Below are 25,595 nucleotides of genomic sequence, written 5' to 3'. Positions count from 1 at the left end.
GGGAGCGGCTCCGCGACCGTCGCAGCGTCAGGGCGAGGTGCGGGCGGCGCCGACAGGCTGCTGGTAGTTGTTCAGGAGGGTGAAGTGGTCCCTCGACTCCGCCGGGATCGGGCCGATCTCCACGGGAGCGGAGGGGGAGGTCAGGTCGGCGCGGTAGAGCTTGGCCGTGGCGGAGTCGTCGTTCTCGTCGGCTGCGATGATCAGGGAGCGGCGGTCCCGGGAGACGGCCACCGTGATGATCGACGACTCGGTCGCCGGGGCGATCTCGTTCTTCACCTTCACCTCGGTGTGCTGCACGTAGTCGATGTCGTTCCGGGCGAGCCGGGGGTCGATCCGCGCGGTGTAGAAGTCGTTGCCGCCGCCCGCGCAGAGCAGGTCGGTCGCGTTGATCCAGGCGAGCGGGTCGCAGTGGCGCAGGTCGCCGTCGCGCACGACGATCTTCATGCCGAACGGCAGTTGGAGCGGAGCGTCCTCATAGCGGTCCACCGTGTTGCCGAGGATGTCCAGCTCGGCCCCTTGGACCAGGTTCATCCCCACGGCCGCCCGGCTAGGGTCGGCCGCGAACCTCCCGGAGGGATGGACGGTGCCCGGGCACATGACGGCGACCGATCCCACGACGCGGTAGAAGGTGTCCTCGTTGCTGTTGCTGAAACAGGCCAGGCTGAGCTTGCGCGGAGTCAGCCGGCCGTTCGGGTCCGCCGAGAAGTACTGCTGAGAGTCGCGCAGGAACCAGAACGACCCGTCGGGCGCGAATCCGGGGTACTTGTCGGAGAACGTCTCCTTGACGTATCCCTTCTTGTTTGACTTGTCGGTGAGGTCCACGAACGCCCCGGTGCCGAGGTCGAGCCAGCCGACGTGCGTCGGATCGCCGCTGGACGGGAAATCCACCTGGACGGCGACCCGGCGGCCGTCCGGCGAGACCGGGCTGACGCCGGGATCTCCCTCCTCACCGCACAGGCTGCGGACGACGGCCTCCTCCCCGCCCGCCTTCGCGGCGATCTCGGTCAGGAGCGGCGCGAGCGTCACGCTGGAGAAGCTCGCGACACCGGTACGGAAGGCGTCGTCGTAGGCGGTGGCCCGCCACCCGTTGTCGTTCCACGAGCAGGCGACCGGCCCCTGGGCGGCGAGCACGGCCGGAAGGCCCTTCGCCGTCTCGGCCAATGCCGTCTTCCTGGCGTCCGGAGTGGGGGTGGCGGCGCGCGGGCTCGGCTGCGACAGGGCGACGGGGCCGGAGGCCGCCGAACAGCCGGTTGCCGCCAGGAGGATCGCGGCCGCCACGGCAGGCCGGCCACCCCTACGGGAACTCATCCAAGATCTCCTTCACGCCGTCAATGATGATCCATAAAAGAGTGAATACCATTAACCATGTGTCGCCCCTTCACTGCAAGTGGCCGCGGCAGGCAAGACCAGACAAGATGGTCGGGTGACAGCGTTGACGCGACGGGAACGACTGCGGGCCGAGCTCGAACGCGACGCCAAGGCCGCCGCCCGCAGGATCGCCGCGGAGGAAGGCATCGAGGGTCTCACCCTCGCCGCCGTGGCCCGCGGCGTCGGCGTGACGCCCCCGGCCCTCTACCGCTACTTCAACGGCAGGGCGGGCCTTATCCGCGCCATCTACGACGACATAACCGCGGAGTTCATCGACACCGTGAACGGGGCCGCGCGGCTCCAGGACCCTGACGACATCAGCGCCCAGCTGCACGCCGCCACCCAGGCCGTGCTCGACTGGTCGGTGGCCAACAAGGTCGAGTTCGACCTGCTCATGGGCGCCGGCTTCGCCAAGATCGCCGAGTCGGAGGAGGGCATCCCGGTGGTCATCGCGCGCGAGCTGGGCGGCCTGTTCGGGCAGCTGTTCGCCCGCCTGTGGAACGAGGGGCGGCTGGCCTGCCCGGCGGACGAGGAGATCGACCCCGCCCTCGCGGCACAGTTGCGCACCTACCGCTCGGAAGTCGGCCTGGAGTTCCCCATCGGCGTGGTGTTCCACATGGTCGTCTGCTGGCGGCAGATCTACGGGCTGCTCTGCATGGCCGTCTACGGACACCACAAGTTCGCCTTCGACGACCCGCAGCCGCTGTTCGAGCACATGATCGACGACCTGCTCGGCCTCCTCGGACTCAAGCGGAGCCCCAACCTGCGCCTGCCATGACCGGCTCCCCCAGCAGCGGCCGGATCCTCAAGTACGGCGATCCGCGTCTCGTCCATGAGCCGCGTGAGCGGGTCATCGCCTGGCGCCCCACTCCTCGCGGACACCGGGAGGCCGAGAACCGCGCCCCCAGGGCGAGTTCCCGTGTACGGCATGCGGACACGAGGCGCACGCCGACGTGAGCCGATGATCAACATCTTGAGGGCTGGGCTTGCCCTTTCGCGACCCCGCGCAAGCGGCTCAGCGAGCAGCCGCTCCCTTCAAGGGATCCGAGAAGTCACTCTCACCACAGGCGACGCTCGATGCGCTGGTACGACGATCGATACCCATAGTATGGTCGATAGTATGGCGACTAAGAAGGTAACGGTGACGATCCCCGAGGAGCTCCTTGAAGAGATCCGCGCAGAGGCGGCAGACCGTGGCCTGTCGGCGTACGTCGCCGAGGCGTTGCGCTTCAAGCGCGACCGGGACCGACTGCTGGAACTGGTGAGCTGGCTGGAGGAAGAATACGGGCCAGTCACCGAAGACGAGCGCGCGGCGGCAATTGAGGAGTTGGCAGATCTCGACGCCGAGCACGAGCGCCGCCACACCAACGAAAAGCGCGACGCAGGAGAGGCTGCGTGACGAAGCGAAGCGGTGAGCACAGGCAGCCGCCGCTGCGGATCTTCGTACTCGACTGCCAAGCCTTGTCCCTGGCCGTGCGGGGCGACAGAAAGATGATCGCATGGCTCGACCTCGCAGCCCGAGGGCAGGCGGAGGTGGTGACGTCTCCGATGACGGTGATCGAGGCGTACGAGGGCAGGATCACCGAGCAACGCTGGGACTGGGTACTGTCCCGGCTCAACGTCGCCGGCATCGGCAAAGACGAGGCCCGCCAGGCCCGCCGGCTCCTGGCCGATGCCAAGCTGCACGGCCACAAGTACGCGATCGACGCGGTGCTCGCCGTCATCGCACGCCAGCAGAGAGGGCAGGTCACCGTCTTCACTTCGGACGTGGACGACCTGCAGAAGCTGCTCCCGGACTCAATCCTCGTCAAGAAGATATGACCTTCTCCGCGCTTCGGTCACGCGAGGTGCGGGGCGGTCTTGGCTCTACGTCCCGATGACGATCGGCTTCCATAGGACGAGTACGGCGATCCGTGTCTTGCCACGGCCGGTTTCGTTGACCATGCGTCCCCCTTCGTCGTGAAGTTCCGTCCGCCGGTTCGGTCATGGAGCACGAACGCGAGTTGCTCGCTCGCCAGTGGTTCATGCCCGGGCGGCCTTCCCCGTGTGAGCTTCCGGCTCATCAGCCTGATCGCTCGCCATAGGAGAACCGGGAAAGGATGTTCTTCTCATATTTGCACGAAGATCGGATCACAGACAGCGGCAAGGCGCAGAACCTTAGCGCAGGTCAGCTCTCCGTCGGGGTCCCAGCGGCTACGAAGGTGCGCCGAACAGTAGATTTTGAATTCGGGTCGGCGCACTATTGCTCGGTTTCAGGGCATGCGTGCAGTGGGCGCACGAACATCCTGTTTCCGCCCATCGCGCTTTGCCGTCAAGACCAGGCCCTTTGAAGTCCACCATCATGACCAGTTCCTTTGTTGGAAGGTGGCTGCTTGTGTCGATGAGCAATGCGCACCTTCGGGTTCTTGTTCAGGCTGCTTTCACCATGAGTCGAGGGTCGAGGAGTCTCGATGGCACAAGGCATCGTGAAATGGTTCAACGTAGACAAGGGCTACGGCTTCATCGCGGTAGACGGTGGTAAGGATGTATTCGTCCACTACTCAGCGATCATGATGGACGGGTACCGCTCTCTCGAACAGGGCCAGCGCGTCGAGTTCGAGATCACGCAAGGACGAACGGGGCCACAAGCTGAGGCGGTTCTGGTCGTGGGCGGAGCCTACCTGTCCGAAGCCCAAGACAGCACTTCCGGACGGCCGAGTCTCCCACAGAAGGCGCCTTCTTGGCCCGCGTCAGAAGACACGAGCGGACCCGAACCCGTTAAGGGCCACCCTCATCCGGCGTTGCCATCCATGACGGGCTCACTCCTCGGCCAAGTTCCCGTCTCGATCTACCTGGAGGATGAGGCAGCGTCGCCGGAGATTGAAGCAGCCGTCAGGGAGGTGCTTCAGGAAGCGGGCCTCAAGGTCGACTTCGATTACCCGCCAGTCCTCGGGTCGTGGTTCAAGCGGATGATCGCCCGCGCCGATGATGAGATTTCAGGGGCCGGACTTGATGGGGTCGCGAACAAGGCCCTGCGCGCTGTCGAACTGGAACAGTTGCAGCGGCGCCAGGCTGCGGTGAACGAAACCAACTTGAACGCCGTCGCAAACTTGATCGAGAAGTTGGAGAAGACGCGGGCGGCTGTCATCCAGATCGGATCAATCCTCATCGTGAAGACCGAATCTGAACTGCGGGTCCGCGAGTTGACCCTGGAAGAACTCCGGTACCTTGAGGCCAACCCGGTTCTTCGCCAGGATCCCGCCGGCGCTGCCGCCATCTTTAGTGTGCAAGAGGAGAAGAAAGAGCTGAGTGAAGTGCGCCCAAGCCACGTACTGGGAGGCGATTAGCGTTGCCCGCAGGCTTTCCCGAGTGACCTAAATCGTGCGCACGTGCCGCAATGCGTCCTGGTCGTGGCCGTGGTTGCTGGTCGCGTCTATCTGGAGGATCCCACGTTCGTGCCCAGCGCGATCCGCCAGGTAGGAGTGGAGATCTCCAGCCGTTCCACTGCTGCGGGGGGCGGCCATGCGATGGAGCCAACCAGGGCGAATACGAAGATCAGAGGGTAAAGAGAAGCTCAGACGTACTCCGGCCGCAGAATGTCGGGTGTACCTTGCGGAGGCAAGCAAAGACCTGCGGTTGGGAGGCTGCAGGGTGCCCCGGAAGGCATCCCGGTCCGGGGTGGGCATCGGCAGGCCCAGCCGGTAACCGGGCAACGGGCGGGTGGCTCCGGGCCCGCCTACCCCTGGGTGAGGCGGAGGACGCCCCAGTGGCTGGTGTCCAGGTAGCTTCGGGCGGTGTTGTCGTTCCAGGTCACCGCGCCGGTACGGGTGGTGCCCGTGGCGTCGTTGACCTGGATGTCGAAGCCCAGCAGCGTGCCCGGTGCGAGGGTGATCGTGGGTAGGTCGATGGCCGCCTCGACGACGTATCCGCCGGGCACCGTTCTGGTCACCGCCTTCACGTGGTCCTTCACCCCGCTCGCGTCGAACGTCCCGCCGACCGTGATCCGGCCCGAGAAGCTGATCCGGTACTGGCCGTCGTCGTCCTCGTAGCCCTTGGTCTTGCCGTTGCCGGGGTCCACGAAGATCTCGACGGAGTCCTGCTCCCACGGGTTCGGGGACTGCTCGCTCAGCGTCGGATCGGTGACCTGGGCGAGCACGTACAGCGTGGATCCGCTCCACAGTGAGCGAACCCTGGCGGTCGCGCCGGACGTGCCCTGGATCCAGGTCGCGGGGCGGATCTCCGGTGCGGCCGACCAGGTCCGGTCCACGGTGCCGTCGAGCACGGGCGTGCGGTGGGCGGCGGAGGTGAGCTTGACCGCGGGCGCGGTGGTGACCTTCCCGGTCCAGGAGGTGCTCGCGCCGGCGGAGTCGGTCACGGTCACGTCCACGTCGGTGCCGGTCGCGGCCGTGGAATCGCTTGCGGTCACGTCCACGTCGGTGCCGGTCGCGGCCACGAAGTCGCTTGTGGTCACGGCCGCGTCGGTGCCGGTCGCGGCCGTGGAATCGCTTGCGGTCACGTCCACGTCGGTGCCGGTCGCGGCCATGGAGTCGCTTGTGGTCACGGCCGCGTCGGTGCCGGTCGGGATCAGGGCCTCGACGCGGTAGCCGGTTGCGGTCGGCCGCACCGCCGCCTTGGGGCCGCCGGTCCCCTTGGCGGTGTCCGGGGTGCCGGTCCGCTTGGCGACGTACGAGGCGCCGGTCCGTTTGACGACGTACGGGGTGCCGTTGACGGTGAACGTCACCCGGTCGTCCTTGCCGGCCGTCGGGTCGGTGACCTCGGCGAGCACGTACAGCGCCTTGCCGGACGAACGCGCCTGGAACCCGGCGGACACCGCGCCCACCCGCGCGATCGGCGAGTCCGGCAGCAGGTCCCACTCGAGGTCCCGCCTGCCGTCCACCTTGGGCGTCCCGGCGGGCGCCTCCAGCCTGCGCACCGACGGGGGCAGCCGGGACGGGTCCACGACGCCCCAGTAGGCGGGCTTGGCCTGCAGGTCGTCGTCGAACAGCAGCGGCGCGTTCAGCCGCGGGATCGGCCACGACCGCAGCCAGCTCACGTCGTCGGACTCGCCCCAGACGGTCACGGAGCTGAGCTTGGCGGCCTGCCGCCGGAAGACGTCGAACAGCTCCTTGTAACGGTGGCCCTGCTGGACGAGCAGTTCGGGCGGGATCGTGTCGTACGACGACACGAAGTCCGTGTAGACGCTGACGTCCAGCTCGGTGACCTGCTGGTCCACCCCCAGCGTGGCGAAGCGCTCGATCGTGGCCTCGACGGAGGAGGCGGGCGGGTGCTCGATGTTCAGGTGGAGCTGGTGGCCCACGCCGTCGATCGGCACCCCTTCCCCTTTGAGCCGCTTGACCAGCGCGTACAGGGCCTCGCGCTTGCGCGGGAACTCGGTGTTGTAGTCGTTGATGAAGAGCTTGGCGTCCGGGTCGGCCTCGCGGGCGACGCGGAAGGCGGTGCGGATGAAGTCGAGGCCGGCGATCTCGTACCACTTGGAGCGGCGCAGGCCGTCGGGCTGGTTCTCGTCCACGACCTCGTTGACCACGTCCCAGGCCGCGATCTTGCCCTTGTACCTGGTCACGAGCGTGCGCACGTGCGTCTCCAGGCGCTTGAGCAGCAGCTCCTTGTCGGCGTTCTGGAAAACCCAGTCGGGGGTCTGGCTGTGCCAGGCGAGCGTGTGGCCGCGGATCGTCATGCCGTGCCGGGTGGCGAAGTCCACCAGGAAGTCGCCGTCGGCGAAGGTGAACTCGCCCTCACGGGGCTCGGTGGCGTCCCATTTGAGCTCGTTGCCGGGGGTGACGCCGCTGAAGTGCCTGGCCAGCAGCTCGCCGTGGACGCCGAGCGCGTCGGGTCTGGTGAGCGCCGAGCCCATGACGAACGGCACCTTGTCCTTGAGCGCGGGGATGTCGGTCTGGATCGGCTTGGGCTGGACGTACTTCATGGAGAAGTCGTCCAGGTAGAAGGGGAAGGTGCCGGTCTCGGACTCGACATAGACGCTGAGGAAGTCGACGTCGTACGCGAGCGTGTACGTGCCCGACAGCTGCACCCACTCCCCCGCCGGCACGTCCTTCGGCGAGGCCACGCGCTCGTAGCTCGGGGTGTCGCCGGTCCTGCGCTCGATCGACAGGCCGAGCCGGCCCGCCGTGGCCTCCGGCCCGAGCCGCACCCACACCGACAGGGCGTATTTGTCGCCCTTGGCCATCCGGCCGAACACGTTGAGCGCGGGTCCGTCCCAGGAGGCCGAGCGGCCGCTCACGGCCAGCGAGCGGCTGCCCGCGTGGGCGGCCTCCGCGCTCGGCTGGAGGGTGGCGGCGGCTCTGGACGTCCAGTCCTGCGCGGTGCCGTCCTCGAAGTCGCTGTTGACGGGCTCGCGCGTGGGGTCGCCCAGCGGGGTGACGACGATGTCGTCCAGGTAGAACTCGCCGGTGGCGTCGGAGCTCTCGGCGTAGAGCTGCACGTCGGCGGACTCGGCGGTGAACTGGTAGTTCCCCGACAGCCGCGTCCACCCGCCGTCGGTCACGGTGGCCGCCGCGACCCGCTCGTACGTGGTGCTGCCCCCGGCCGGGGTGCGCTGGACGGTCAGCGCGATCGTGGCGGCCGGCTGGCCGCTCACCAGCCGCGCGTACGCGGTCACGGCATAGCCGGTACCCCGGACGAACGGCGCGGCGATGGACGCGCCGTGCCACGTGGCGGTGCGACCGGTGGTCAGGAGGCTGCTCGTGCCCCCGTGGGCGGCGTCCGGCGTCACCGTGACGGAGACGCCGTCGCCGCGTGGCCCCCATCCCTGGGTGGTGCCGTTCTCGAAGTCGTAGGTCAGGTCCGCCGCCGCGTGCGCGGAGAGCGCGGGCACGAGGCACAACAGGGCGGCGGCCACCAGGGCTCGAAGGGTGCGCACGATGCTCCCGATGAAAGTTTCAGCGAAGCGCCGATAAATATCAGGCGGACTGTAGATCGGTGCGGTCCGGCGGTCAAGATCACTCGTAATCTTGCAATCGCTTGTTGCAGCGTGGTGCAGTTTCACTGCAGGGCATTGACGGAATGAGGTGGCTGAGTCAGCGTTTCATGCAACCGATTGCCGCACCCCATCGGCGAGGTCGCCTCATGCGCTTCCTGCTACTTCTCCCCTTGCTCGCCCTGCCCCCTGTGACAGCGGCCACGTCCGCCGCCACCATCGTGGTCGCGGCGGACGGCACGGGCGACCACACGACCGTGCAGGCCGCGGTCGACGCCGTCCCCGCCGGCAACGCCCGCCCGGTCACCATCCTGGTCCGCAAGGGCACCTACCGGCAGCAGGTGGTCATCCCTGCCGACAAACCGCACATCTCCCTGGTCGGCGCCACGCGGGACCCGCGCGAGGTGGTGCTCACGTTCGACGCCTCGGCGGCCACGCAGAAGCCGGACGGCTCGGGCCCGTACGGCACCTCCGGCAGCGCCTCGTACACGATCAGCGCCCCCGACTTCACCGCCCGCAACCTCACCTTCGAGAACGCCTACGACGAGGCCGCGCACGGCTACAGCCAGGCGGTGGCCGTGCGGACGACGGGCGACCGCCAGGTGTACGACAACGTGCGGTTCCTCGGAAACCAGGACACCCTGTACGCCAACACCGCCTCGGCCACGACGGTCGCCAGGCAGTACTTCACCGACTGCTACGTCGAGGGCGACGTCGACTTCATCTTCGGCCGCGCCACCGCCGTCTTCGACCACTGCGTGATCAAGGGCAGGACCCGCGGCAGCGCGGACAACAACGGCTACGTCACCGCCGCCAGCACCGAGCTGAGCAACCCGTACGGCTTCCTGATCTACCGCAGCCACCTCACCAGCGACGCGCCCGCCCGCACCTTCCACCTGGGCCGCCCGTGGCCGGCCGGCGGCTCCGCCACGGCCCGGGGCCAGGTGCTGGTGCGCGAGTCGTGGCTGGGCCAGCAGGTCAAGGACGCCCCCTGGACCGACATGTCCGGCCTGAGCTGGCGGGACGCGCGCCTGTCCGAGTACCGCAACCACGGCCCCGGCGCGACCGTCAACGACGACCGGCCGCAGCTCACCCCCGGCCAGGCCGCCGCCTTCACCCCGGAGCGGTACCTGGCGGGCGGTGACGGCTGGAACCCGATCCGCCGCCACCGCCCCGTCCCGCGCGAGCCCGGCCGCGAGGTGCTCCCCCGCGACGACGGCTGGGCGGCGGCCACCACCGGCACCACCGGCGGCTCGGCCGCCCGCCCCGAGGACGTCCACGTGGTCAGGACCAGGGCCGAGCTGGTCGCGGCGCTCGGCGACCCGGCCGACAACACCCCCAGGATCGTGTACGTGAAGGGCGCCATAGACGCCGACACGGCTCCCGACGGAACCCCGCTGACCTGCGCGGACTACGCCGTCAACGGCTACAGCCTGCCCGCCTACCTGGCCGCCTACGACCCGGCCGTCTGGGGCCGGACCAGTGTCCCCTCAGGTCCGCTGGAGGAGGCCCGCAAGGCGTCGTACGCGAAGATGGCCGAGCACGTCACGGTCACCGTCGGCTCGAACGTCACCCTCATGGGCCTCGGCGCGGACGCGGCGCTGAAGAGCTTCGGCGTGCGCGTCAGCAACGCCGACAACGTCATCGTCCGCAACCTCACCATCACCGACACCTCCGACTGCTTCCCGCAGTGGGACCCGACCGACGGCGCGGACGGCAACTGGAACGCCTCCTTCGACAACGTCGAGGTCTCCGGATCCACGCACGTCTGGCTCGACCACAACACGCTCAACGACGGCGACAACCCGGACTCGGGCCAGCCGCGCTACTTCGGCCGCCCGTACCAGGTGCACGACGGCCTCCTGGACGTCGTCCGCGCCTCCACGTACGTGACGCTCTCCTGGAACCACCTCAGCGACCACGACAAGGTGACCCTGATCGGCAACACCGACAGCCCCACGCGGTACGGCGAGGCGGACAAGCTCAAGGTCACCCTGCACCACAACTACTTCGAGGGCCTCGGCCAGCGCGCGCCCAGGGTGCGCTTCGGCCAGGTGCACGTCTACAACAACTACTACACGGGCGGCGAAGGCCACGGCTACAGCATCGGTGTGGGCTTCGGCTCCAAGGTCTACGCCGAGAACAACGCCTTCGACGGCATCGCGGCCGACAAGGTCCTGTCGGTGTTCAACGGCACCGCGATCACCGCGAAGGGCAACCTGGTGAACGGCGCACCGGCCGACGTGGTGGCCGCGTACAACGCCGCGCACGGCACGGCCCTCGGGCCGGACGCCGGCTGGACCCCGGCGCTGTTCACCCGCGTCCACCCGCCGCAGGCGCTGCGCGCCCTCGTCCCGGCGAGAGCCGGAGCGGGCCGCCTGCACTGAGGCGGCCCCGCCCCGCAAGGTGGGTGCGGCGCGGCCACCTTCAGCCCCCGGGGAACCCCCGGACCTGGCCTAACCTCGAAGACATGGACAGGGACAACCCACTCGGCCAGTTCCTGCGAGCCCGTCGCGAGCTGCTCCAGCCGGAGGAGGCCGGCGTCCCGGTCACGACCCGGCGCCGCGTGGCGGGGCTGCGCCGGGAGGAGGTCGCCCGGCTCGCGGGCGTGAGCACCGACTACTACGTACGGCTGGAGCAGGGCCGCGAGCGCCACCCCTCCGCCCAGGTGGTCGACGCGCTCGCCCACGCCCTGGCCCTGGAGGAGGACGCGGCCGCGCACCTGCACCGGCTGGCCCGCCCGGTCCGGCGCAGGCGGGCGGCCACCAGGCGGGAGCCGGTCAGCCCGAACCTGCTGCGCATGATGGAGTGCTGGCCGCACACCCCCGCGGTGGTCCTGGGCCGCCGCCTGAACGTGCTGGCCGCCAACACGCTCGGCAGGGCCCTGTTCGACGGCCACGCCTACAGCGGGGACCTGGTCCGGCTGGTGTTCCTCGACCCGGACGCGCGGGAGTTCTACCCCGACTGGGAAAGGGTGGCGGTCAACACGGTCGCCGGGCTCCGGGCCGGCGCGGGCGCCGACCCGGACGACCCGCTGCTGATCGAGGTGGTCGGCGAGCTGTCGGTCAAGAGCGAGCCCTTCCGCAGGCTGTGGGCCCGCCACGACATCCGCCAGAAGACCCACGAGACCAAGCGCTTCCGCCACCCCCTGGTGGGCGAGCTGACCCTGCACTACGAGTCGCTGACCGTGAACAGCTCTCCCGGCCGGCAGCTCGTCGTCTACCAGGCCGACCCGGGCAGCCCGTCGGAAGAGGCGCTGTCCCTGCTGGGCTCCCTGACCGCCGGCTGAACGACCCTTCACTGACCGCGCCCCGCCGGGGCGCCATTTCGCCATGCCCATCTACCTGGAGACACCTATGAAGAAGATCGTCCTGGTCACCGGCGCCAGCAGCGGCATCGGGCAGGCCACCGCGGTGCGCCTCGCCCGCGAGGGCCACCACCTGGTCATCGGCGCCCGCCGCGAGGACCGGCTGGCCGCCGTCGCCGAAAGCATCAGGAACAAGGGCGGCAGCGTGGAGGTGCACCCCCTCGACGTGACGGACCGCGCGGACGTCACGAGGTTCGCCGACACGGCCGCGGAGCGGCACGGCCGGGTGGACGTGATCGTCAACAACGCGGGCGTGATGCCGCTGTCCCGGCTGGACTCGCTGCTGGTGGACGAGTGGGAGCGGATGATCGACGTGAACGTGCGCGGCCTGCTGCACGGCATCGCCGCGGCGCTGCCCCACTTCCAGCGGCAGGGCGGCGGCCACTTCGTCACCGTGGCCTCGATCGGCGCGCACGGGGTGGTGCCGACGGCCGCGGTCTACTGTGCCACCAAGTACGCCGCCTGGGCGATCACCGAGGGGCTGCGCCTGGAGCTCGACCCGAGCATCCGCGTCACCACGATCTCCCCGGGCGTCGTGGAGTCGGAGCTGGCCGACACGATCACCGAGCCGGGCGCGCAGGAGGCGATGCGCGCGTACCGGGCGGATTCGATCCCGCCGGAGGCCATCGCCGACGCCATCGCGTACGCGATCGGCCGGCCGCCGGAGGTGGACGTGAACGAGATGATCATCCGCCCCGCCAGGCAACGCTGACGGGGCGGGGGTGGGGGCGCGCAGCGGCGCGCCCCCACCGTGGTGTCACGGACCGTAGGCCTTGACCTCCAGGAGGCCGACGGAATTGCTGCCGTTGCCGGTGAGCAGCACCCGCAGGCGGGTCGTGCTCGTGGCGTTGAAGGTGACGCTGTTGTAGGCGTTCTTGGTCAGCGTGTACGCCGAGGCGCCCGGCACGTCCACGTACGCGCTGCCGTTCCAGTACTGCAGCTTCCACGACGCGGGCATGTCGATCCCCTCGTCGTCGTCGAAGAAGTACACCTCGGCGCGGTTCAGGTTCTGGGCCGAGCCCCAGGTCAGGTCCACCCACTGCTGCCCGGTCTCCGGCCAGCAGCCCCAGCGCGGATTGACGGTGTCGTTGGACGACGGCGGGTCGATCCCGTCGTTGATCGCGGCCACGCTCTCCCACGACGAGGTGTTCGACGCCGACGGCGTGGCCGACGACGCCAGGTTGGTGGGATTCGGCTGCTGCACGCCGCCCCGGTTGAAGACCTTGATCTCGGTGAGCCCCGTCCTGGCCCCGGAGGCCGCCGTGGCCAGGACCCGCAGGCGCTGCGTGCTGACCGCGGTGAACTGCACCACGTTGTAGTTGGCCCGCGGCGCGGACGGCGTCTTGGCCTGGCCGGGCACGCTGACCCAGGCGCTGCCGTTGTAGTACTGGATGTCGTACGACGCCGGCGCCCGGTAGGTGGCGCTGGCCGGGCGGCTGTCCTTGAAGTAGAGCCGCACCTCGTTGACCGTCTTGGCGGAGCCGAAGTTCAGCTCGTACCAGTCCTGCCCGGCGGTCGTGCCGCCCCAGAACGGCTCGTTGATCGGGAAGCCGTCCACCGCGCCCGCGGTGGTGCTGCCCGAGGCGGTGGTGGAGGCCGTGGCGGTGGCGCCGGCGGCGAGGTTGGTGAGGTTGGCGGTCAGGTCGACGCCGGCCTTGGCCAGCATGTCGACCATGCGGGCGCTGTTCTGGGTGACCTGCGCGGGCGCCTGCAGCCCGGGCACGGCCACGTGGTAGGTGACGGATCCGCTGGTGGTGACGTCACCGGTGGCCGGGTCCCACGTGAACGGCACCAGCGACGACACCGTGGCCGCCCGGCTGCCGTTGATGTAGATCGAGTAGCCCTCGGGCACGCCCGGGTAGCGCACGACGCCGTCGGAGGGGTCGTCCCAGACGATGGTCAGGTCGGCGTTGCGGTAGCGCAGGTTGTTGACGGTGAAGTGGGTCCAGCCGATGTTGATCGGCGAGAGCTCCACCTTGGCGTCGTTGCGCGGCCGCAGGCCGGCGACGTCCTCGATCACGGTCCAGTTGCTGCTGCCCAGGATGTTGTGGTGGATCCACGAGCGGTAGGTGATGGACGAGCCGTTCCAGTCGGCCCAGAACTCGTTGGCGTCCGGCCACTGGGTGTTGCCGTTGATGTACTGCGCCCAGGCGTTCCAGTAGAGCAGCTTCTTGTACCAGGTGGGGTCGATCCACTCGTTGGGGTAGTTCCGCAGCACCGAGGAGAGCAGGCGGAACTGCACCGTGGAGTTGATCGTGGAGAAGTTGTTGCTGCCGGTGCCCGAGGCCGCCTTGTCGGCCTGGTTGGCGGTGTAGAAGGGGAAGATCGGATACTGCGCCGGGTCGTCGAACAGGCGCAGGGCCTGCTTGTAGGTGGAGGTGTTGGGGATGGCACCCACGGCGAACGGGTAGTAGTTGTTGATCTCCTTCCACGGCACCCATTCGTTGGTGGACTTCAGCCGGTGCTCGAAGAGCTGCCTGTTGGGGTTCCACAGCACGTTGACGATGGCGTTCTGGATCTGCGTGGCCAGCGTGCGCATCTCGTTCGCCTTGGCCGTGTTGCCGACCGCGTCGTACGCCTGCGCGGCGGCCAGCGCCCCGCTGTACTGGTAGGCGGCCTCGGCGCGGTCCATGTTGCCCGGCTTCCAGTGGAAGGACACGGCGTCGGCGTCGTTGCCGGTCAGGGCGCCCCAGTCGTACTCGATGAGCTTGTTGTTGTCGTGGTCGTAGTAGGAGAGCTGGCCCTTGACGTCCTGCTCGGCGTAGCGGGCCAGGTTCGCGGCGATGGCGGGCTGGCCGCCGTGGATCTGGTAGCTCTTCCAGGCCGCCTCGGCGATGTACTGCGTGTAGCTGTTCGACCAGTTCTCCGGGTCGCCAGGGTTGTCCAGGAAGCGGCCGTTCTTGGAGATCTGCCCGACGCTCAGCCAGTCGCCGTACGAGTAGATCGGGTTACGCAGGTACTTGAGGTCGTCGATGTGCATGGGCTGGGTCAGCGCGATCGCGTTGTTGTAGCCCAGCGCGCCCTCGACGGAGGTGGGGAACTGGAAGGTCTGCCCGGGGATGTCCGCGTCCAGGTGGTTGAAGCGCATCAGCCACCAGCGGTAGTAGATGTTCTTCTTGATGCCGGGCTCGGGCACGTCGATGTAGGGGATGTTGTCGGCCCACCACTTGTTGTAGGCCCGCACGTGCGTGGCGAACGCGGTGGCGGGCGTGTAGCCGGCGTAGGCGTCGTAGTCGGTGCGGGAGGCCGGGATCTCGTTGGTGACGAAGCCCATGACGACCTTGACGGTCACCGTGGCCCCGGCGGCGACCGTGACGGACCTGTTCAGCCCGCCGCTGGAGACGGTGAACCCGTCACCGGTCAGCCTCGGGTAGATGGTGGTGAGGTTGTTGTAGGCGTTCACCTGGCCGGTCAGCTCGCTGCCGCTGCCGGTGGTGGCGTACGGCGAGGTGGCGCGCAACTGCAGCGTCGTCGAGGCGGAGCCGCCGTTGGTGATGGCCAGGTTGGCCACCGCCACGTTGTTGTCGGTGATGAACTTCGTCTGGTCGATCGTGATCGAGCCGCTGGTGTGCCGGCTCTTCCAGTAGCTGGGCGCCTGCCAGCGCGAGTTCACCTGTTCGGTGAACGTGCCGGGGGTGACGGCGACGGTGAAGGCGTTGTTGTTGCTGATGCTCTCCCAGTACGCCACCTGCCCGGCGAAGCCGAGCGTGCCGGGCGTGTGGGTCTTCATGAACAGCGCCCGGCCGCGCGTCATGAGCCACGTGCCGGCCGGGTCGTTGCCCGAGCGGGCCAGCAGCCGGTCCATCCAGAAGTCGGTGCCGGAGCTCTCGGCGTCGTAGATGGCCTGCATCGTGTTGCCGGGCGTGTACGACCCCGGCGGGGCGGGGACGGCCGGGCCGCTGAAGGTCGGGTAGCCGATGGTCTGGTCCGCGTACGCCGGCGCACCGGCGACGAGCATCCCGACCACGAGCAGCAGGGCTAATAGGGCGCGCCTCATGAGAAGGCCCTCCATTCGAGCACACCGGTCGAGAAGCCGGACTTGGAGGTGATGTTCAGCCGCAACCGGGTCGTGTTGACCGAGGTGAACGTGGTGGTGTTGAACGTGTTGCCCGCCACGCCGCAGGACGACTGGCCCGGCACGTTGACGTAGGCGCTGCCGTTCCAGTACTGCACCTGGCAGGAGGCCGGCAGGTCGATGCCCTGGTCGTCGTCGAACCAGTAGGTCTGGATCCTGGAGATGTTCTGGGCGCTGGGCCAGCGGTACTCGATCCACTCGGTGCCCTGGTGGTCCCAGTTGCCGTAGGCGCCGTGGCTGTGGTCGGCCGAGTTCGCCGGGGTGTAGCCGTCATTGATCGCCCCGAGCGTCTCCCAGGACGAGACGTACGAGGTGTACGGGGTGGCACTGGCCGCCAGGTTGCCCGGGGTGGTGGGGCCGCCGGTCTGGACGACCTTCTGCATGGTGCCGTCGGCGTTGAAGTAGAGCTTGTCGATGGTCACCGAGCGGCGGAAGTTGCCTCCGCCCGGGGCGGCGGCGTTGTGGTAGACCATGTACCACTGGCCCTTGTACTCGATGATCGCCGGGTGGTTGGTGGTGGAGCTGACCTGGTCGAGCACGACGCCGCGGTGCGTCCAGGGCCCGAGCGGGTTGCTGGCGGTGGCATACCTGATGCAGGCGTAGCCCGGCGCGGAGCAGGCCGAGTCGTTGGCCGAGTAGGCGAGGTAGTAGACGCCGTTGCGCTTGAACATCCAGGGGGCCTCCCAGAAGTTCGACACGCCGCTCGGGGTGACGACCGAGCCGTTGAGCGAGGTCATGTTGGCGTTGAGCTTGGCGGCGCGCAGGCCGTAGTAGGAGCCCCAGTACATGTAGACCTGGCCGTCGTCGTCGGTGAAGACGGTGGGGTCGATGTTGAGCGGCGAGGAGTTGGGGGTGCTGTCGCTGATCAGCGGGCCGCCCTTGGCGTCGCGGAACGGGCCGAGCGGGCTGTCGCCGACGGCCACGCCGATGTCCATCCAGCCGGCGCCGTTGCCGTTGACGGGGACGTACCAGTAGTACTTGCCGTCGGCGCCGCGCTCGACCTCGCCCGCCCAGGCGTCGGCGCCCGCCCAGGAGAAGTTCGAGATCGACAGCTTGGCGCCCTGGTCGGTGAAGTTGGTGGCGTCGGTCGAGGTGAAGACGTGCCAGTCGCGCATGACGAAGTTCGTGCCGCCCGCGGGGGCCTCGTCGTGGCCGGTGTAGAGGTACAGGGTGTCGCCCACGACCAGCGCGGCCGGGTCGGCCGTGTAGATCGCGGTGGTGATCGGCGCGCCCGCGTTGGCGGGCGTCGCGGTGCCGAGGATGAGCACGAGTGCCGCGGTGAGGGCCGCTGCCCAGCGTCGTCTCATGTGTTCGCCCCTTACAACCTAGCGATTGTTTTTGTTAGCGCTAACATCACGGACAGGGATCGAAGCGGTGAACCTAAAAGGTTTTCGGGAAAGTAGAACGACCAGACAGGGGCTGTCAATCGGCCACTGCAACTGTGTGCATGGCCTTTACACTGGGCTTATCCGGCCTGACGGTCGCTGATCAGCTCGCGAGCAGCCTGGTTACAGTTTCATATCACCGAAAAGGGTTTCGGCTGGAATGTCATCGGCCGCAGGACGCGCCTCCGCTGAAAGGCGGTCCTCCCGTGAGAGGTTCGTCTGAGAGAAGGAACGCCAGAAGGAACTCCAGTGGGACACGATCACGAAGGTCAGCGGGTCAGCCGGCGGCGGCTGATCGCCGGGATCAGCTCGCTCGGGCTCGGTGCCGTACTGTCGGCGCCCGGCGCCCGCGCCGGGGCGGCGTCGAGGGCGGCGGGCGGCGATCTCGCCTCGCTGCTCGCCGGGTCGCGCGTGTGCAAGCTGACCCCGAGCGCGACGCAGGGCCCGTACTACTTCGACGCGGACAAGATCCGCAGCGACATCCGCGAGAACAAGCCGGGCGTGCGGCTGCGGATGGGCATCAGGGTGCAGGACAGCGAGACGTGCTCGCCCATGGGCAACGCCGTCGTGGAGATCTGGCACTGCGACGCCGCGGGGGTCTACTCGGGGGCGGAGAAGGAGTCGAAGGACGACGCCGCCAGCGGCCCTCCCCCGGGCGGTTTCACCGACGTGGCCTTCATGAGCGACATGAAACCTTCGGACGACTCCCGCTACCTGCGGGGTGCGCAGGTCACCAACGGCGACGGCATCGTGGAGTTCACGACCATCTGGCCGGGCTGGTATCCCGGCCGCACGGTCCACATCCACACCATGGTCCACTTCAGCGACCGGCGCGTGCTGAACACGCAGATCATGTTCGACGACGCGCTCAACGCCAAGGTGCTGGCGACGCCGCCCTACGCGGCGCACACCGGGCGCGACACCTTCAACAGCGCCGACAACATCTTCCGGGACGGCATGATGCTGCAGGTCATCGAGGACGGCGACGGCTACCTGGGCACGATCATCCTGTCCGCCGACTCCGATCGGGACGGCGGCTGACGCCGTACCCAACTCATGAGAACTTCATCCGAGGTAAAGGAGGCCCCAAGAGGTCCCGTCCTACGGTGAGGTCCGGAACACCAGAGCATCCCGGACAAGGACACCACAGTGGGACACGATCACGAAGGTCAGCGCGTCAGCCGGCGGCGGCTGTTCGCCGGCATCAGCTCGCTCGGGCTCGGCAGCCTGCTGGCGGCCTGTTCGAGCGCCGAGGGCACGGCGACCGTCACGACGTCCACGGGCGCGAGCGTGACGCCGGCCGCCACCACGGCCCAGGACCTCACCTCGCTGTTCGACGGGGCCGGCACCTGCAAGCTGACCAGCACCACGACGCAGGGCCCGTACTACTTCGACGCCGACAAGATCCGCAGCGACATCCGCGAGGACAGGCCGGGCGTGCGGCTGCGGGTGGCCATCAAGGTGCAGGACAGCGAGACGTGCAAGCCGCTGGGCAACGCGGTCGTGGAGATCTGGCACTGCGACGCGGCCGGGCTCTACTCGGGGGCCGAGGCGGCCTCGACCGGCGGGGGCGGCGGCAACCCGCCCGGCGGGGGCACTCCCCCGAGCGCCCCGCCGGGCGGCGGGCCCAGTGGCGGGGGCGGTAACGGCGGGGGCGACATGGCGGATCTGACGCCCACCGACGACAAGCGCTACCTCCGCGGCGCCCAGGTCACCAACGGTGACGGCATCGTGGAGTTCACCACGATCTGGCCGGGCTGGTACCGGGGGCGCACGATCCACATCCACGCCATGGTCCACTTCAGCAACCAGCGCGTGCTGACCACGCAGCTGATGTTCGACGAGAAGCTCAACAGCGCGGTCATGGCGAAGTCGCCGTACTCCGAGCACACGGGGCGCGACACGTTCAACGACGACGACACCATCTACGACGACAGCATGCTCATGAAGATCACCCAGGAGGACGACGGCTACCTCGGCGTCATCGTCTTCTCCGCCGACTCCGACAAGGACGGCGCCTGAACCTCTGCGCTTGAGGTATGTGGTGTTCGGGGGCATGTGAGGAGATTCGCCGGACCAGCCGCGTGGCAGCGCGCCGGACCCCCTAGGGTGGGGTGCGTTCTCGATGAGAGAGGAAGATCCGGTGAGCGGTACCGGTGGGCGTACGATCCCCGCGGTCGTCGAAAGCCCGAACCCTCCAGCGCCCCCGTCCAACGGCCTGGCGCGCTGGTTGCTGCAGCTTCGCGTGCAGCCGACGGGCCCGGAGGCCAGCGAGGCGCACGCCGAGCCGCAGGCGTGGTGGAAGGTCATGTGCCTGACCGGCGTCGACTACTTCTCCACGCTGGCCTACCTGCCCGCCATCGCCGCGCTGGCGGCCGGCGCCTTATCGCCGCTGGCCACGCTGCTCATCGTGGCGCTGACGCTGCTCGGCATGCTGCCGATGTACCGGCGGGTGGCCCGGGAGAGCCCGAACGGGCAGGGCTCCGTGGCGATGCTGGAGCGGCTGCTGCCGTTCTGGCAGGGCAAGCTGTTCGTGCTGGTGCTGCTGGGGTTCGTGGCCACGTCGTGGATCATCACGATCACGCTGTCGGCGGCCGACGCGTCCGTGCACGTCGTGGAGAACCCGTTCTTCCCGAGCTTCCTGCACGGCCACGAGGTCCTGCTGACCGTGGTGCTGCTGCTGGTGCTGGGCGGGGTGTTCCTGCTCGGGTTCAGCGAGGCGGTCGGCGTGGCCATCCCGCTGGTCGCGATCTTCCTCGTGCTGAACGCGGTCGTCGTCGCCGTCGGCCTGGGCGACGTCTTCACCTCGCCGGACGCGCTCTCCCGCTGGACCGACGCGCTGGCCGGCGGCACGGGCGGCTTCGGCGGCCTCATCGGACCTGCCGTGCTCGCCTTCCCGCTGCTCGTGCTGGGCCTTTCGGGGTTCGAGACGGGCGTCAGCATGATGCCGCTGGTGGCCGCCGCCGGCAAGACCGCCGAGGAGCAGCTGGAGTCCCGCGTCGCCAACACGCGCAAGCTGCTCACCTGCGCCGCGCTCATCATGAGCGTCTACCTGATCGCGACCAGCTTCGTGACCACGGTGCTCATCCCGGCCGAGGAGTTCCGGCCCGGCGGCGAGGCCAACGGCAGGGCGCTGGCCTATCTGGCGCACGAGCGGCTCGGCGAGGTGTTCGGCACGGTCTACGACATCAGCACGATCCTCATCCTGTGGTTCGCCGGGGCCTCGGCGATGGCCGGCCTGATCAACATCGTGCCGCGCTACCTGCCTTCCTACGGCATGGCGCCCGACTGGGGCCGCGCCGTGCGGCCCGTGGTGCTGGTCTACACGGGCATCTGCGTGGTGCTCACCATCGCGTTCGACGCCGACGTGGACGCCCAGGCCGGCGCGTACGCCACGGGCATCCTGGCCATGATGGTCTCCGGCGCGGTCGCGGTGACGATCTCGGCCGTCCGCCGCCGCCAGCGGGCCGCCACGGCCGGCTTCACGGTGCTCACCCTGGTGCTGGTGTACGCGCTGGTGGAGAACATCCGGGAGAAGCCCGACGGCATCGCCATCTCCGCGCTGTTCATCCTGGGCATCGTCGCCATCTCGCTGATCTCGCGCGTCTCGCGGACGACCGAGCTGCGGGCCGACCGGATCGAGTTCGACGAGGCGGCGCGGCGGTTCATCGCCGACTCGCTCGACTACGACGGCGCGCTCAACATCATCGCCAACCGCCGCCAGGCGGGTGACGCGGCCGAGTACGCCGACAAGGAGGTCGAGCAGCGCGGGGTCAACCCGGTCCCGGGCCGGGCGGACATCCTGTTCCTGGAGGTCGACGTCATCGACCCGTCCGACTTCAGCGGCGCGCTCCACGTGCGCGGGGTGGAGGTGGACAAGTACCGCGTCCTGCGCGCGGAGAGCCCGGCCGCGCCCAACGCCATCGCCGCCATCCTGCTCGCGCTCCGCGACGCCGGCGGCGTGCGGCCGCACTGCTACTTCGCGTGGGCGGAGGGCTCGCCGCTGGTGCACCTGTTCCGCTATCTCATCCTCGGCCGCGGCGACACGGCGCCGGTCGTACGCGAGATCCTGCGCAAGAGCGAGCCCGACCCCGCCGCGCGGCCCGGCATCCACGTCGGCGGCTAGCGGGCTCCGCCCGCCCGGCAGGCTCTTCACGCCCGGCAGGCCCTTCACGCCCAGCGGGTGCCGAGCCAGGCGAGGGTGGCGCGGCGGGAGTGCTCGCGCCGCTCCCGCAGGTGCGGCGCGTGCGCCGGCCCGGGGAGCACCGCCGTACGCGTCCAGTAGCCCAGGAGCGTCACCAGCAGGGCGTCCACGCACTCCGGCGCCGCCCGCCGCCCGAGCGGGTGCCCGGTGAAGACCTCCTCCGGATCGGGGTCCCCGAGCTCGGACTCCAGCAGCAGGCAGACGAGGTCCGCCCAGTCCGGGCCCACGCAGGCCCGCCCCCAGTCCACCAGCCGGGCCGTGCCGCGCTCGTCGATGAGGATGTTGTCGAAGCGCGGATCGAAGTGGAGCATCGTGTCGCCGGTGACCAGCGACTCCCATTCCCGCTCGGCCTCCGCCAGCCTGGCCAGGTGGTCGCGTTCCCACGCGCCGAGCCGGGCGCTGCCCGGGTCCTGCCACAGCTCGCAGCGGCCCTTCATGCGCGCGGCGACGGTCGGGAGGCCGTCGACCGGCGCCGGGGTCAGCTCCCTGGCGCAGACCGTGAGCAGGTCCAGCGCCGCCGCCAGCTCCTCGGGGCGCCACGGCTCGTGCGGCACCCGCCCGGGCGCCAGTTCGGAGCAGATCAGCAGCCAGCCGTCCCTTTCGTCCGTGAACAGCAGGCGCGGCGCGGGCACCCCGGGAGGCAGCGCCGCGCTGACGGCGGCCTCCTCCCGGTAGGCGTCCGCGTCCCCGCCGTCCGCCGGGACGGCCTTGACGAACACGCGCTCCCCGCCGGCGAGCGCGGCCACGCCGAGCACGCCGTCCGAGAAGCCGCCCCGCCGCTCCTCGAACCCGCGCACGGCGCCCAGCCTGCGCTCCACCTCGGCCACGAGCGACGGCGGCAGCTCGGCGAACTCACGCCGCCGGGTCGGCCTCATCCTCCCTGTCCGTTTCCTCGGCGCCCCGATCGAGCGCCAGCTTGGCAATGCGGAATCGGGCGCAGCGCGCCTCGAGCTCGTACACGTCCTGTGGAGTCCACCATTCGATCATGGGCACCAAGGTCATCCCATGCCACTCGATAAAGCGGTCGACTTGGCGGAGACTTTTCACGCCAGCAACTCGACCGTGCCCCGCTCGCCGTCCACCCTGATCCGGTCGCCGTCGCGCACCCGCATGGTGGCGTTGCCGGTGCCGACCACGGCGGGGATGCCCAGCTCGCGCGCCACGATCGAGGCGTGCGACAGCGGGGCGCCCATGTCGGTCACCACGGCCGCCGCACGGGGGAACATCGGGGTCCAGCCCACGTTCGTGAGCGTCGTGACGAGGATCTCGCCCGGCTTGAGCCGGTCGCCCTCCTCGGGCCCCGAGATCACCCGGGCGACGCCCTCGACGATGCCGGGGGCGCCGGGGAAGCCCTTCACGGTGTCGCTCACCGGCACGGCCGTGCCACGCGCGTCGTAGACGTCGGCCCGCCGGTCGGGGTCGGCGGCCCAGCGCACGGGGTCGAAGTGGCCGACGATCAGCGCGGGGTAGGGCGGCAGGGCGGCGTACCGCTCGTAGGTGGCCCGCCGCACCGGCACCCGCTCCAGCGCGGACGGGTCGCCCCGCAGCAGGGCCAGCAGCTCGTCCAGGTAGAGGAAGAACACGTCGTCGCCCCGGCCCGACAGCTCCCCGGCCCGTACGGCGAAGGCCCGCAGCACCCAGAACGCCCGCATGTTCTCCGAACGCGTGGACTCGCGGTCCCGCACGACCGCGTTCCAGCGCCGCACCCTGGCGCGCATCCTGGCCTCCTGGCGCGGATAGCGCCGGGCGAAGCGCGCCCACGCCTCCTCCCTGGCCTTGCGCTGCCGCGCGAGCAGCGCCTCGGTGCCGGCCCGCAGGTCGCGCAGGCCCGCGAGCTGGGCGTCGATCCAGGCGTCGTCCTCGCCGGGCCGCGGGATCGACACCTCGAACTCGTGGGGGCCGCGATGCCCGTACGTGCGGGCGAACTCGTCCCTGGTGATCTCCCCGCGCGCCAGCCTGGACAGGCCCATCACCGGGCCCAGGCTGGCCAGCTCGCCGCCGGTGTTGACGCCGGTCAGCATGGCCTCGGCGTCGACCTCGCCCATCATCCTGCGCAGCCGGTCGCGGGTCCAGACCAGGGTGGCGCCGCCCTGGCGGCCGGCGGCCTCCAGCATGCGGCAGGAGGTGACCAGGTGGGGCCTGATCTCGCGGTCCCACAGCCCGGCCAGCTCGGGGCCCGACCCGGTGGCGGCGATCGTGGCGCGCAGCTCCTCGCAGCGCCGCTGCGAGGTGGCCAGGAACGCGCGCATGCCCTTGAGGTTGGTACGTACGCGGCGCCGGACGCCGACCGCCATGGGCAGGACGCGCTTGATGATCTCCCAGCGCGACACCGGCACCATCGGCACGACGAGCCCCGGCGGCAGCTTGCCGAAGACCTGCTCGGTCGCGCTCAGCCTGCCGCGCATGCCCAGGGCGCCGGCGATGGAGTGGACGACGCTCAGGTTCATGTAGAAGCGGCCGCCGATGTTGCCGACCATGTCGAAGCCGGGCAGGGCCGAGGCGGACATGGCCTCATGGATGAACAGGCGCACCAACGACCACGTCATGGGCGTCATCACGTCGGGGATGGCCTCGCCCAGGTTGCCGCCGGTCCACAGGTATTCGCCCTTGAGGCTGTCGTTCCACTCCTCGACCTGCGGCTTGATGCCGGTGATCGGGCGGGCCTGGACGATGGCGAGCTTCCCGTCGCGCCTGGCCCACTCGACGTCCATCGGCGTGCCGTACAGGCTCTGGATGCGCGCGCCGATCGCGGCCAGCTCCACGGCCTGTGCGGCGTCGAGCACGGCCGCGCGGCGCAGCTCCTCCGGGACGGGCTGCTCGCGGGTGCCGCCGGGGGTGCGCACGGTCATGACCGTCTTGTCGCTGACCTGCTCCTGAGTGACGGCACCGCCGGACACGACGATCGTGTCGGGGGTGACCTGGCCGCCGACGACCGCCTCGCCGAGCCCCCAGGAGGCGTTGACGACGGTCTCGTCGCGGGCGCCGCTGATCGGGTTTGCGGTGAACATGATGCCGGCCGCGTCGGCGTCCACCAGCTCCTGGACCACCACGGCCAGCGCCACGTCGTCGTGGGGGACGCCGTTCTGGTCGCGGTAGGCGATGGCGCGCGGGTTCCACAGCGAGGCCCAGCAGCGCCTGACCGCGTCGAGCAGGGCGTCGCCCCTGATGTTGAGGTAGGTGTCCTGCTGGCCGGCGAACGACATGTCCGGCAGGTCCTCGGCGGTGGCGGACGAGCGCACGGCCACCGGCACGTCGTCGCCGAGCGCCCCGTACGCCCGGCGGATCTCCGCGGCGATCCCGGCGGGCAGGTCGTGCGCGGCGAACAGCGCCCGCGGGTCCTGCGCGTGCGGGAGCTCGTCGCGGAAGGCCGACACGAACGCCCGGTAGGCCTCGGTCGTGATGTGGAACCCGGCGGGAACGGGCAGCCCCGCCCTGCTCAGCCTGGCCAGTGACGCGCCTTTGCCGCCGACGGTCGCGAGGTCGGCCGCCACGTCGTCGAGAGGGAGTACGGCCTTCACGTCACACGCTCCTTTGAGCCTTCTGCGTGCCGCCCATGGAGGCCGCCAGCCGCTGCTCGGCGATCTCCTGCGCGGCGGCGAGGAAGTCGAGGGTGGCCCGCGCGACGGCGTCCGCGTCGTCGCCGGACAGGGGGCGGCCCGTGCTCATGGTCCGGTCGATGGTGTCGGCCACCAGGAACGCGATCCGGTCGGCGGATTCCTCCCGGGACAGGCCGTCCGGCACGAACAGGAAGCCGTACAGGACGGCGTTGGCCACCATGGCGTGGTCGCCCGGCTCCGCGCGCACCGCGCCCAGCTTGACCAGCTCCGCCACGTACGCCTCCAGGGGAGCGCCCATCGTCGGCGACTGGCCCGCCTGCTGCCTCTGGCGGGTGAACTTGCCCAGCAGGTCCGAGTCGCCCCGCATGAGCGCCTGGAGCAGCGGCCTGCGCAGGAGCGCGCGGGCGTACCCGCCGTACAGCTCGCCCAGCGTGGCCGGCGCGCCCTGGCGGACCTCGGCCAGCATGAGGACCCGCTCGCGGCGCAGCAGCGCGGCGAAGAGCTCGTCGCGCGTCTTCCAGTGCAGGTAAATGGTGCCCTTGGCGACGCCTGCCCGCTTGGCCACGTCGTCGATGGTGGTCTTGCCGTAGCCCCAGCGCAGGACCAGCTCGGCGGTGGCGTCGAGGATCCGGTGGGCCCGCTCCAGCTGCCGGGCCGGGTCCTGCGGTGGCCGTCCTACCTTGACCATCCGTCTCACCTCATTTGTTT

Annotated in this window: 17 protein-coding genes and 1 pseudogene; 10 read left to right on the top strand and 8 right to left on the bottom strand. The window is 69.7% G+C overall.

Annotation, left to right across the window (positions count from 1 at the left end; genetic code table 11):
• Nucleotides 1–27: 27 nt before the first annotated feature.
• A complete protein-coding gene (locus HD596_RS26975) occupies nt 28–1,308 on the bottom strand; it encodes a hypothetical protein (RefSeq protein ID WP_185072107.1) in 1,281 nt (426 codons plus the stop codon).
• A 115-nt stretch (nt 1,309–1,423) separates the two neighbouring features.
• Here HD596_RS26975 and HD596_RS26970 point away from each other — a divergent pair, with 115 nt between their 5' ends.
• The 4 genes and pseudogenes from HD596_RS26970 to HD596_RS26955 form a co-directional block, all read left to right on the top strand.
• On the top strand, nt 1,424–2,146 hold the full coding sequence (locus HD596_RS26970) for a TetR/AcrR family transcriptional regulator (RefSeq protein WP_185072106.1): 723 nt from the start codon (nt 1,424–1,426) through the stop codon (nt 2,144–2,146).
• A 342-nt stretch (nt 2,147–2,488) separates the two neighbouring features.
• On the top strand, nt 2,489–2,767 hold the full coding sequence (locus HD596_RS26965; protein ID WP_185072105.1) for a CopG family transcriptional regulator: 279 nt from the start codon (nt 2,489–2,491) through the stop codon (nt 2,765–2,767).
• Nucleotides 2,764–3,189 carry a PIN domain-containing protein gene (locus HD596_RS26960; protein ID WP_185072104.1) on the top strand — a complete coding sequence of 142 codons (426 nt, stop codon included), beginning with the start codon at nt 2,764–2,766 and terminating at the stop codon, nt 3,187–3,189. Before HD596_RS26965 ends, HD596_RS26960 begins: the two co-directional genes overlap by 4 nt.
• A 629-nt stretch (nt 3,190–3,818) precedes the next feature.
• Nucleotides 3,819–4,016: pseudogene (locus HD596_RS26955) on the top strand (cold-shock protein); the annotation flags it as partial.
• Nucleotides 4,017–5,083: 1,067 nt separating this feature from the next.
• Here HD596_RS26955 and HD596_RS26950 read toward each other — a convergent pair.
• A complete protein-coding gene (locus HD596_RS26950) occupies nt 5,084–8,242 on the bottom strand; it encodes an endo-1,4-beta-xylanase (protein ID WP_185072103.1) in 3,159 nt (1,052 codons plus the stop codon).
• Between the two features lie 206 nt (nt 8,243–8,448).
• On the opposite strand from HD596_RS26950, the gene HD596_RS62075 reads away from it, so the two are divergent.
• From HD596_RS62075 to HD596_RS26930, 3 genes are all read left to right on the top strand, one after another.
• Nucleotides 8,449–10,686: a pectinesterase family protein gene (locus HD596_RS62075; protein ID WP_246554855.1), complete on the top strand. Its 2,238-nt coding sequence runs from the start codon at nt 8,449–8,451 to the stop codon at nt 10,684–10,686.
• An 83-nt stretch (nt 10,687–10,769) separates the two neighbouring features.
• On the top strand, nt 10,770–11,588 hold the full coding sequence (locus tag HD596_RS26935) for a helix-turn-helix transcriptional regulator (RefSeq protein ID WP_185072102.1): 819 nt from the start codon (nt 10,770–10,772) through the stop codon (nt 11,586–11,588).
• A 67-nt stretch (nt 11,589–11,655) separates the two neighbouring features.
• Nucleotides 11,656–12,378 carry an SDR family oxidoreductase gene (locus HD596_RS26930; protein WP_221519532.1) on the top strand — a complete coding sequence of 241 codons (723 nt, stop codon included), beginning with the start codon at nt 11,656–11,658 and terminating at the stop codon, nt 12,376–12,378.
• Nucleotides 12,379–12,423: 45 nt separating this feature from the next.
• Here HD596_RS26930 and HD596_RS26925 read toward each other — a convergent pair whose 3' ends face one another.
• Nucleotides 12,424–15,663 carry an MGH1-like glycoside hydrolase domain-containing protein gene (locus tag HD596_RS26925; protein WP_185072100.1) on the bottom strand — a complete coding sequence of 1,080 codons (3,240 nt, stop codon included), beginning with the start codon at nt 15,661–15,663 and terminating at the stop codon, nt 12,424–12,426.
• Complete coding sequence (locus tag HD596_RS26920) at nt 15,660–17,048, bottom strand: glycoside hydrolase family 43 protein (RefSeq protein ID WP_185072099.1); 1,389 nt, start codon at nt 17,046–17,048, stop codon at nt 15,660–15,662. The genes HD596_RS26925 and HD596_RS26920 overlap by 4 nt, the downstream gene beginning before the upstream one ends.
• A 327-nt stretch (nt 17,049–17,375) precedes the next feature.
• On the opposite strand from HD596_RS26920, the gene HD596_RS26915 reads away from it, so the two are divergent.
• From HD596_RS26915 to HD596_RS26905, 3 genes are all read left to right on the top strand, one after another.
• Nucleotides 17,376–18,167, top strand: a complete 792-nt coding sequence (locus HD596_RS26915; protein WP_185072098.1) for an intradiol ring-cleavage dioxygenase — start codon at nt 17,376–17,378, stop codon at nt 18,165–18,167.
• 108 nt (nt 18,168–18,275) lie between these two features.
• Nucleotides 18,276–19,148, top strand: a complete 873-nt coding sequence (locus HD596_RS26910) for an intradiol ring-cleavage dioxygenase (protein WP_185072097.1) — start codon at nt 18,276–18,278, stop codon at nt 19,146–19,148.
• Between the two features lie 121 nt (nt 19,149–19,269).
• The gene (locus HD596_RS26905; RefSeq protein WP_313044732.1) at nt 19,270–21,252 is read left to right on the top strand and encodes an amino acid transporter; all 1,983 of its coding nucleotides are present in this window, start codon (nt 19,270–19,272) and stop codon (nt 21,250–21,252) included.
• A gap of 44 nt (nt 21,253–21,296) precedes the next feature.
• On the opposite strand, the gene HD596_RS26900 is transcribed toward HD596_RS26905, so the two are convergent.
• From HD596_RS26900 to HD596_RS26890, 4 genes are read right to left on the bottom strand one after another with little or no spacing between them, the layout of a single operon-like run.
• Entirely contained in the window at nt 21,297–22,205 is a 909-nt protein-coding gene (locus HD596_RS26900) for a phosphotransferase (RefSeq protein WP_185072095.1), read from the bottom strand.
• Nucleotides 22,183–22,317 carry a hypothetical protein gene (locus HD596_RS63900; protein WP_281398277.1) on the bottom strand — a complete coding sequence of 45 codons (135 nt, stop codon included), beginning with the start codon at nt 22,315–22,317 and terminating at the stop codon, nt 22,183–22,185. The genes HD596_RS26900 and HD596_RS63900 overlap by 23 nt, the downstream gene beginning before the upstream one ends.
• A 56-nt stretch (nt 22,318–22,373) precedes the next feature.
• Nucleotides 22,374–24,848: a PEP/pyruvate-binding domain-containing protein gene (locus HD596_RS64925; RefSeq protein ID WP_185072094.1), complete on the bottom strand. Its 2,475-nt coding sequence runs from the start codon at nt 24,846–24,848 to the stop codon at nt 22,374–22,376.
• Between the two features lies 1 nt (nt 24,849).
• Nucleotides 24,850–25,575: a TetR/AcrR family transcriptional regulator gene (locus HD596_RS26890; protein WP_185072093.1), complete on the bottom strand. Its 726-nt coding sequence runs from the start codon at nt 25,573–25,575 to the stop codon at nt 24,850–24,852.
• Nucleotides 25,576–25,595 lie beyond the last annotated feature (20 nt).

This window comes from Nonomuraea jabiensis, from assembly GCF_014204795.1.
Lineage (GTDB): Bacteria > Actinomycetota > Actinomycetes > Streptosporangiales > Streptosporangiaceae > Nonomuraea > Nonomuraea jabiensis.
Note: the sequence above shows the minus strand (reverse complement) of the source record. Positions and strands in the feature narration are given on the sequence as shown.

Excerpts from the sequence above, each read along its gene's own strand:
- HD596_RS26925 (WP_185072100.1), bottom strand. The coding sequence starts at position 15,663 with ATGAGGCGCGCCCTATTAGCCCTGCTGCTCGTGGTCGGGATGCTCGTC.
- HD596_RS26920 (WP_185072099.1), bottom strand. The coding sequence starts at position 17,048 with ATGAGACGACGCTGGGCAGCGGCCCTCACCGCGGCACTCGTGCTCATC.
- HD596_RS26930 (WP_221519532.1), top strand. The coding sequence starts at position 11,656 with ATGAAGAAGATCGTCCTGGTCACCGGCGCCAGCAGCGGCATCGGGCAG.
- HD596_RS62075 (WP_246554855.1), top strand. The coding sequence starts at position 8,449 with ATGCGCTTCCTGCTACTTCTCCCCTTGCTCGCCCTGCCCCCTGTGACA.
- HD596_RS26890 (WP_185072093.1), bottom strand. The coding sequence starts at position 25,575 with ATGGTCAAGGTAGGACGGCCACCGCAGGACCCGGCCCGGCAGCTGGAG.
- HD596_RS63900 (WP_281398277.1), bottom strand. The coding sequence starts at position 22,317 with ATGATCGAATGGTGGACTCCACAGGACGTGTACGAGCTCGAGGCGCGC.
- HD596_RS26975 (WP_185072107.1), bottom strand. The coding sequence starts at position 1,308 with ATGAGTTCCCGTAGGGGTGGCCGGCCTGCCGTGGCGGCCGCGATCCTC.
- HD596_RS26965 (WP_185072105.1), top strand. The coding sequence starts at position 2,489 with ATGGCGACTAAGAAGGTAACGGTGACGATCCCCGAGGAGCTCCTTGAA.
- HD596_RS26935 (WP_185072102.1), top strand. The coding sequence starts at position 10,770 with ATGGACAGGGACAACCCACTCGGCCAGTTCCTGCGAGCCCGTCGCGAG.
- HD596_RS26900 (WP_185072095.1), bottom strand. The coding sequence starts at position 22,205 with ATGAGGCCGACCCGGCGGCGTGAGTTCGCCGAGCTGCCGCCGTCGCTC.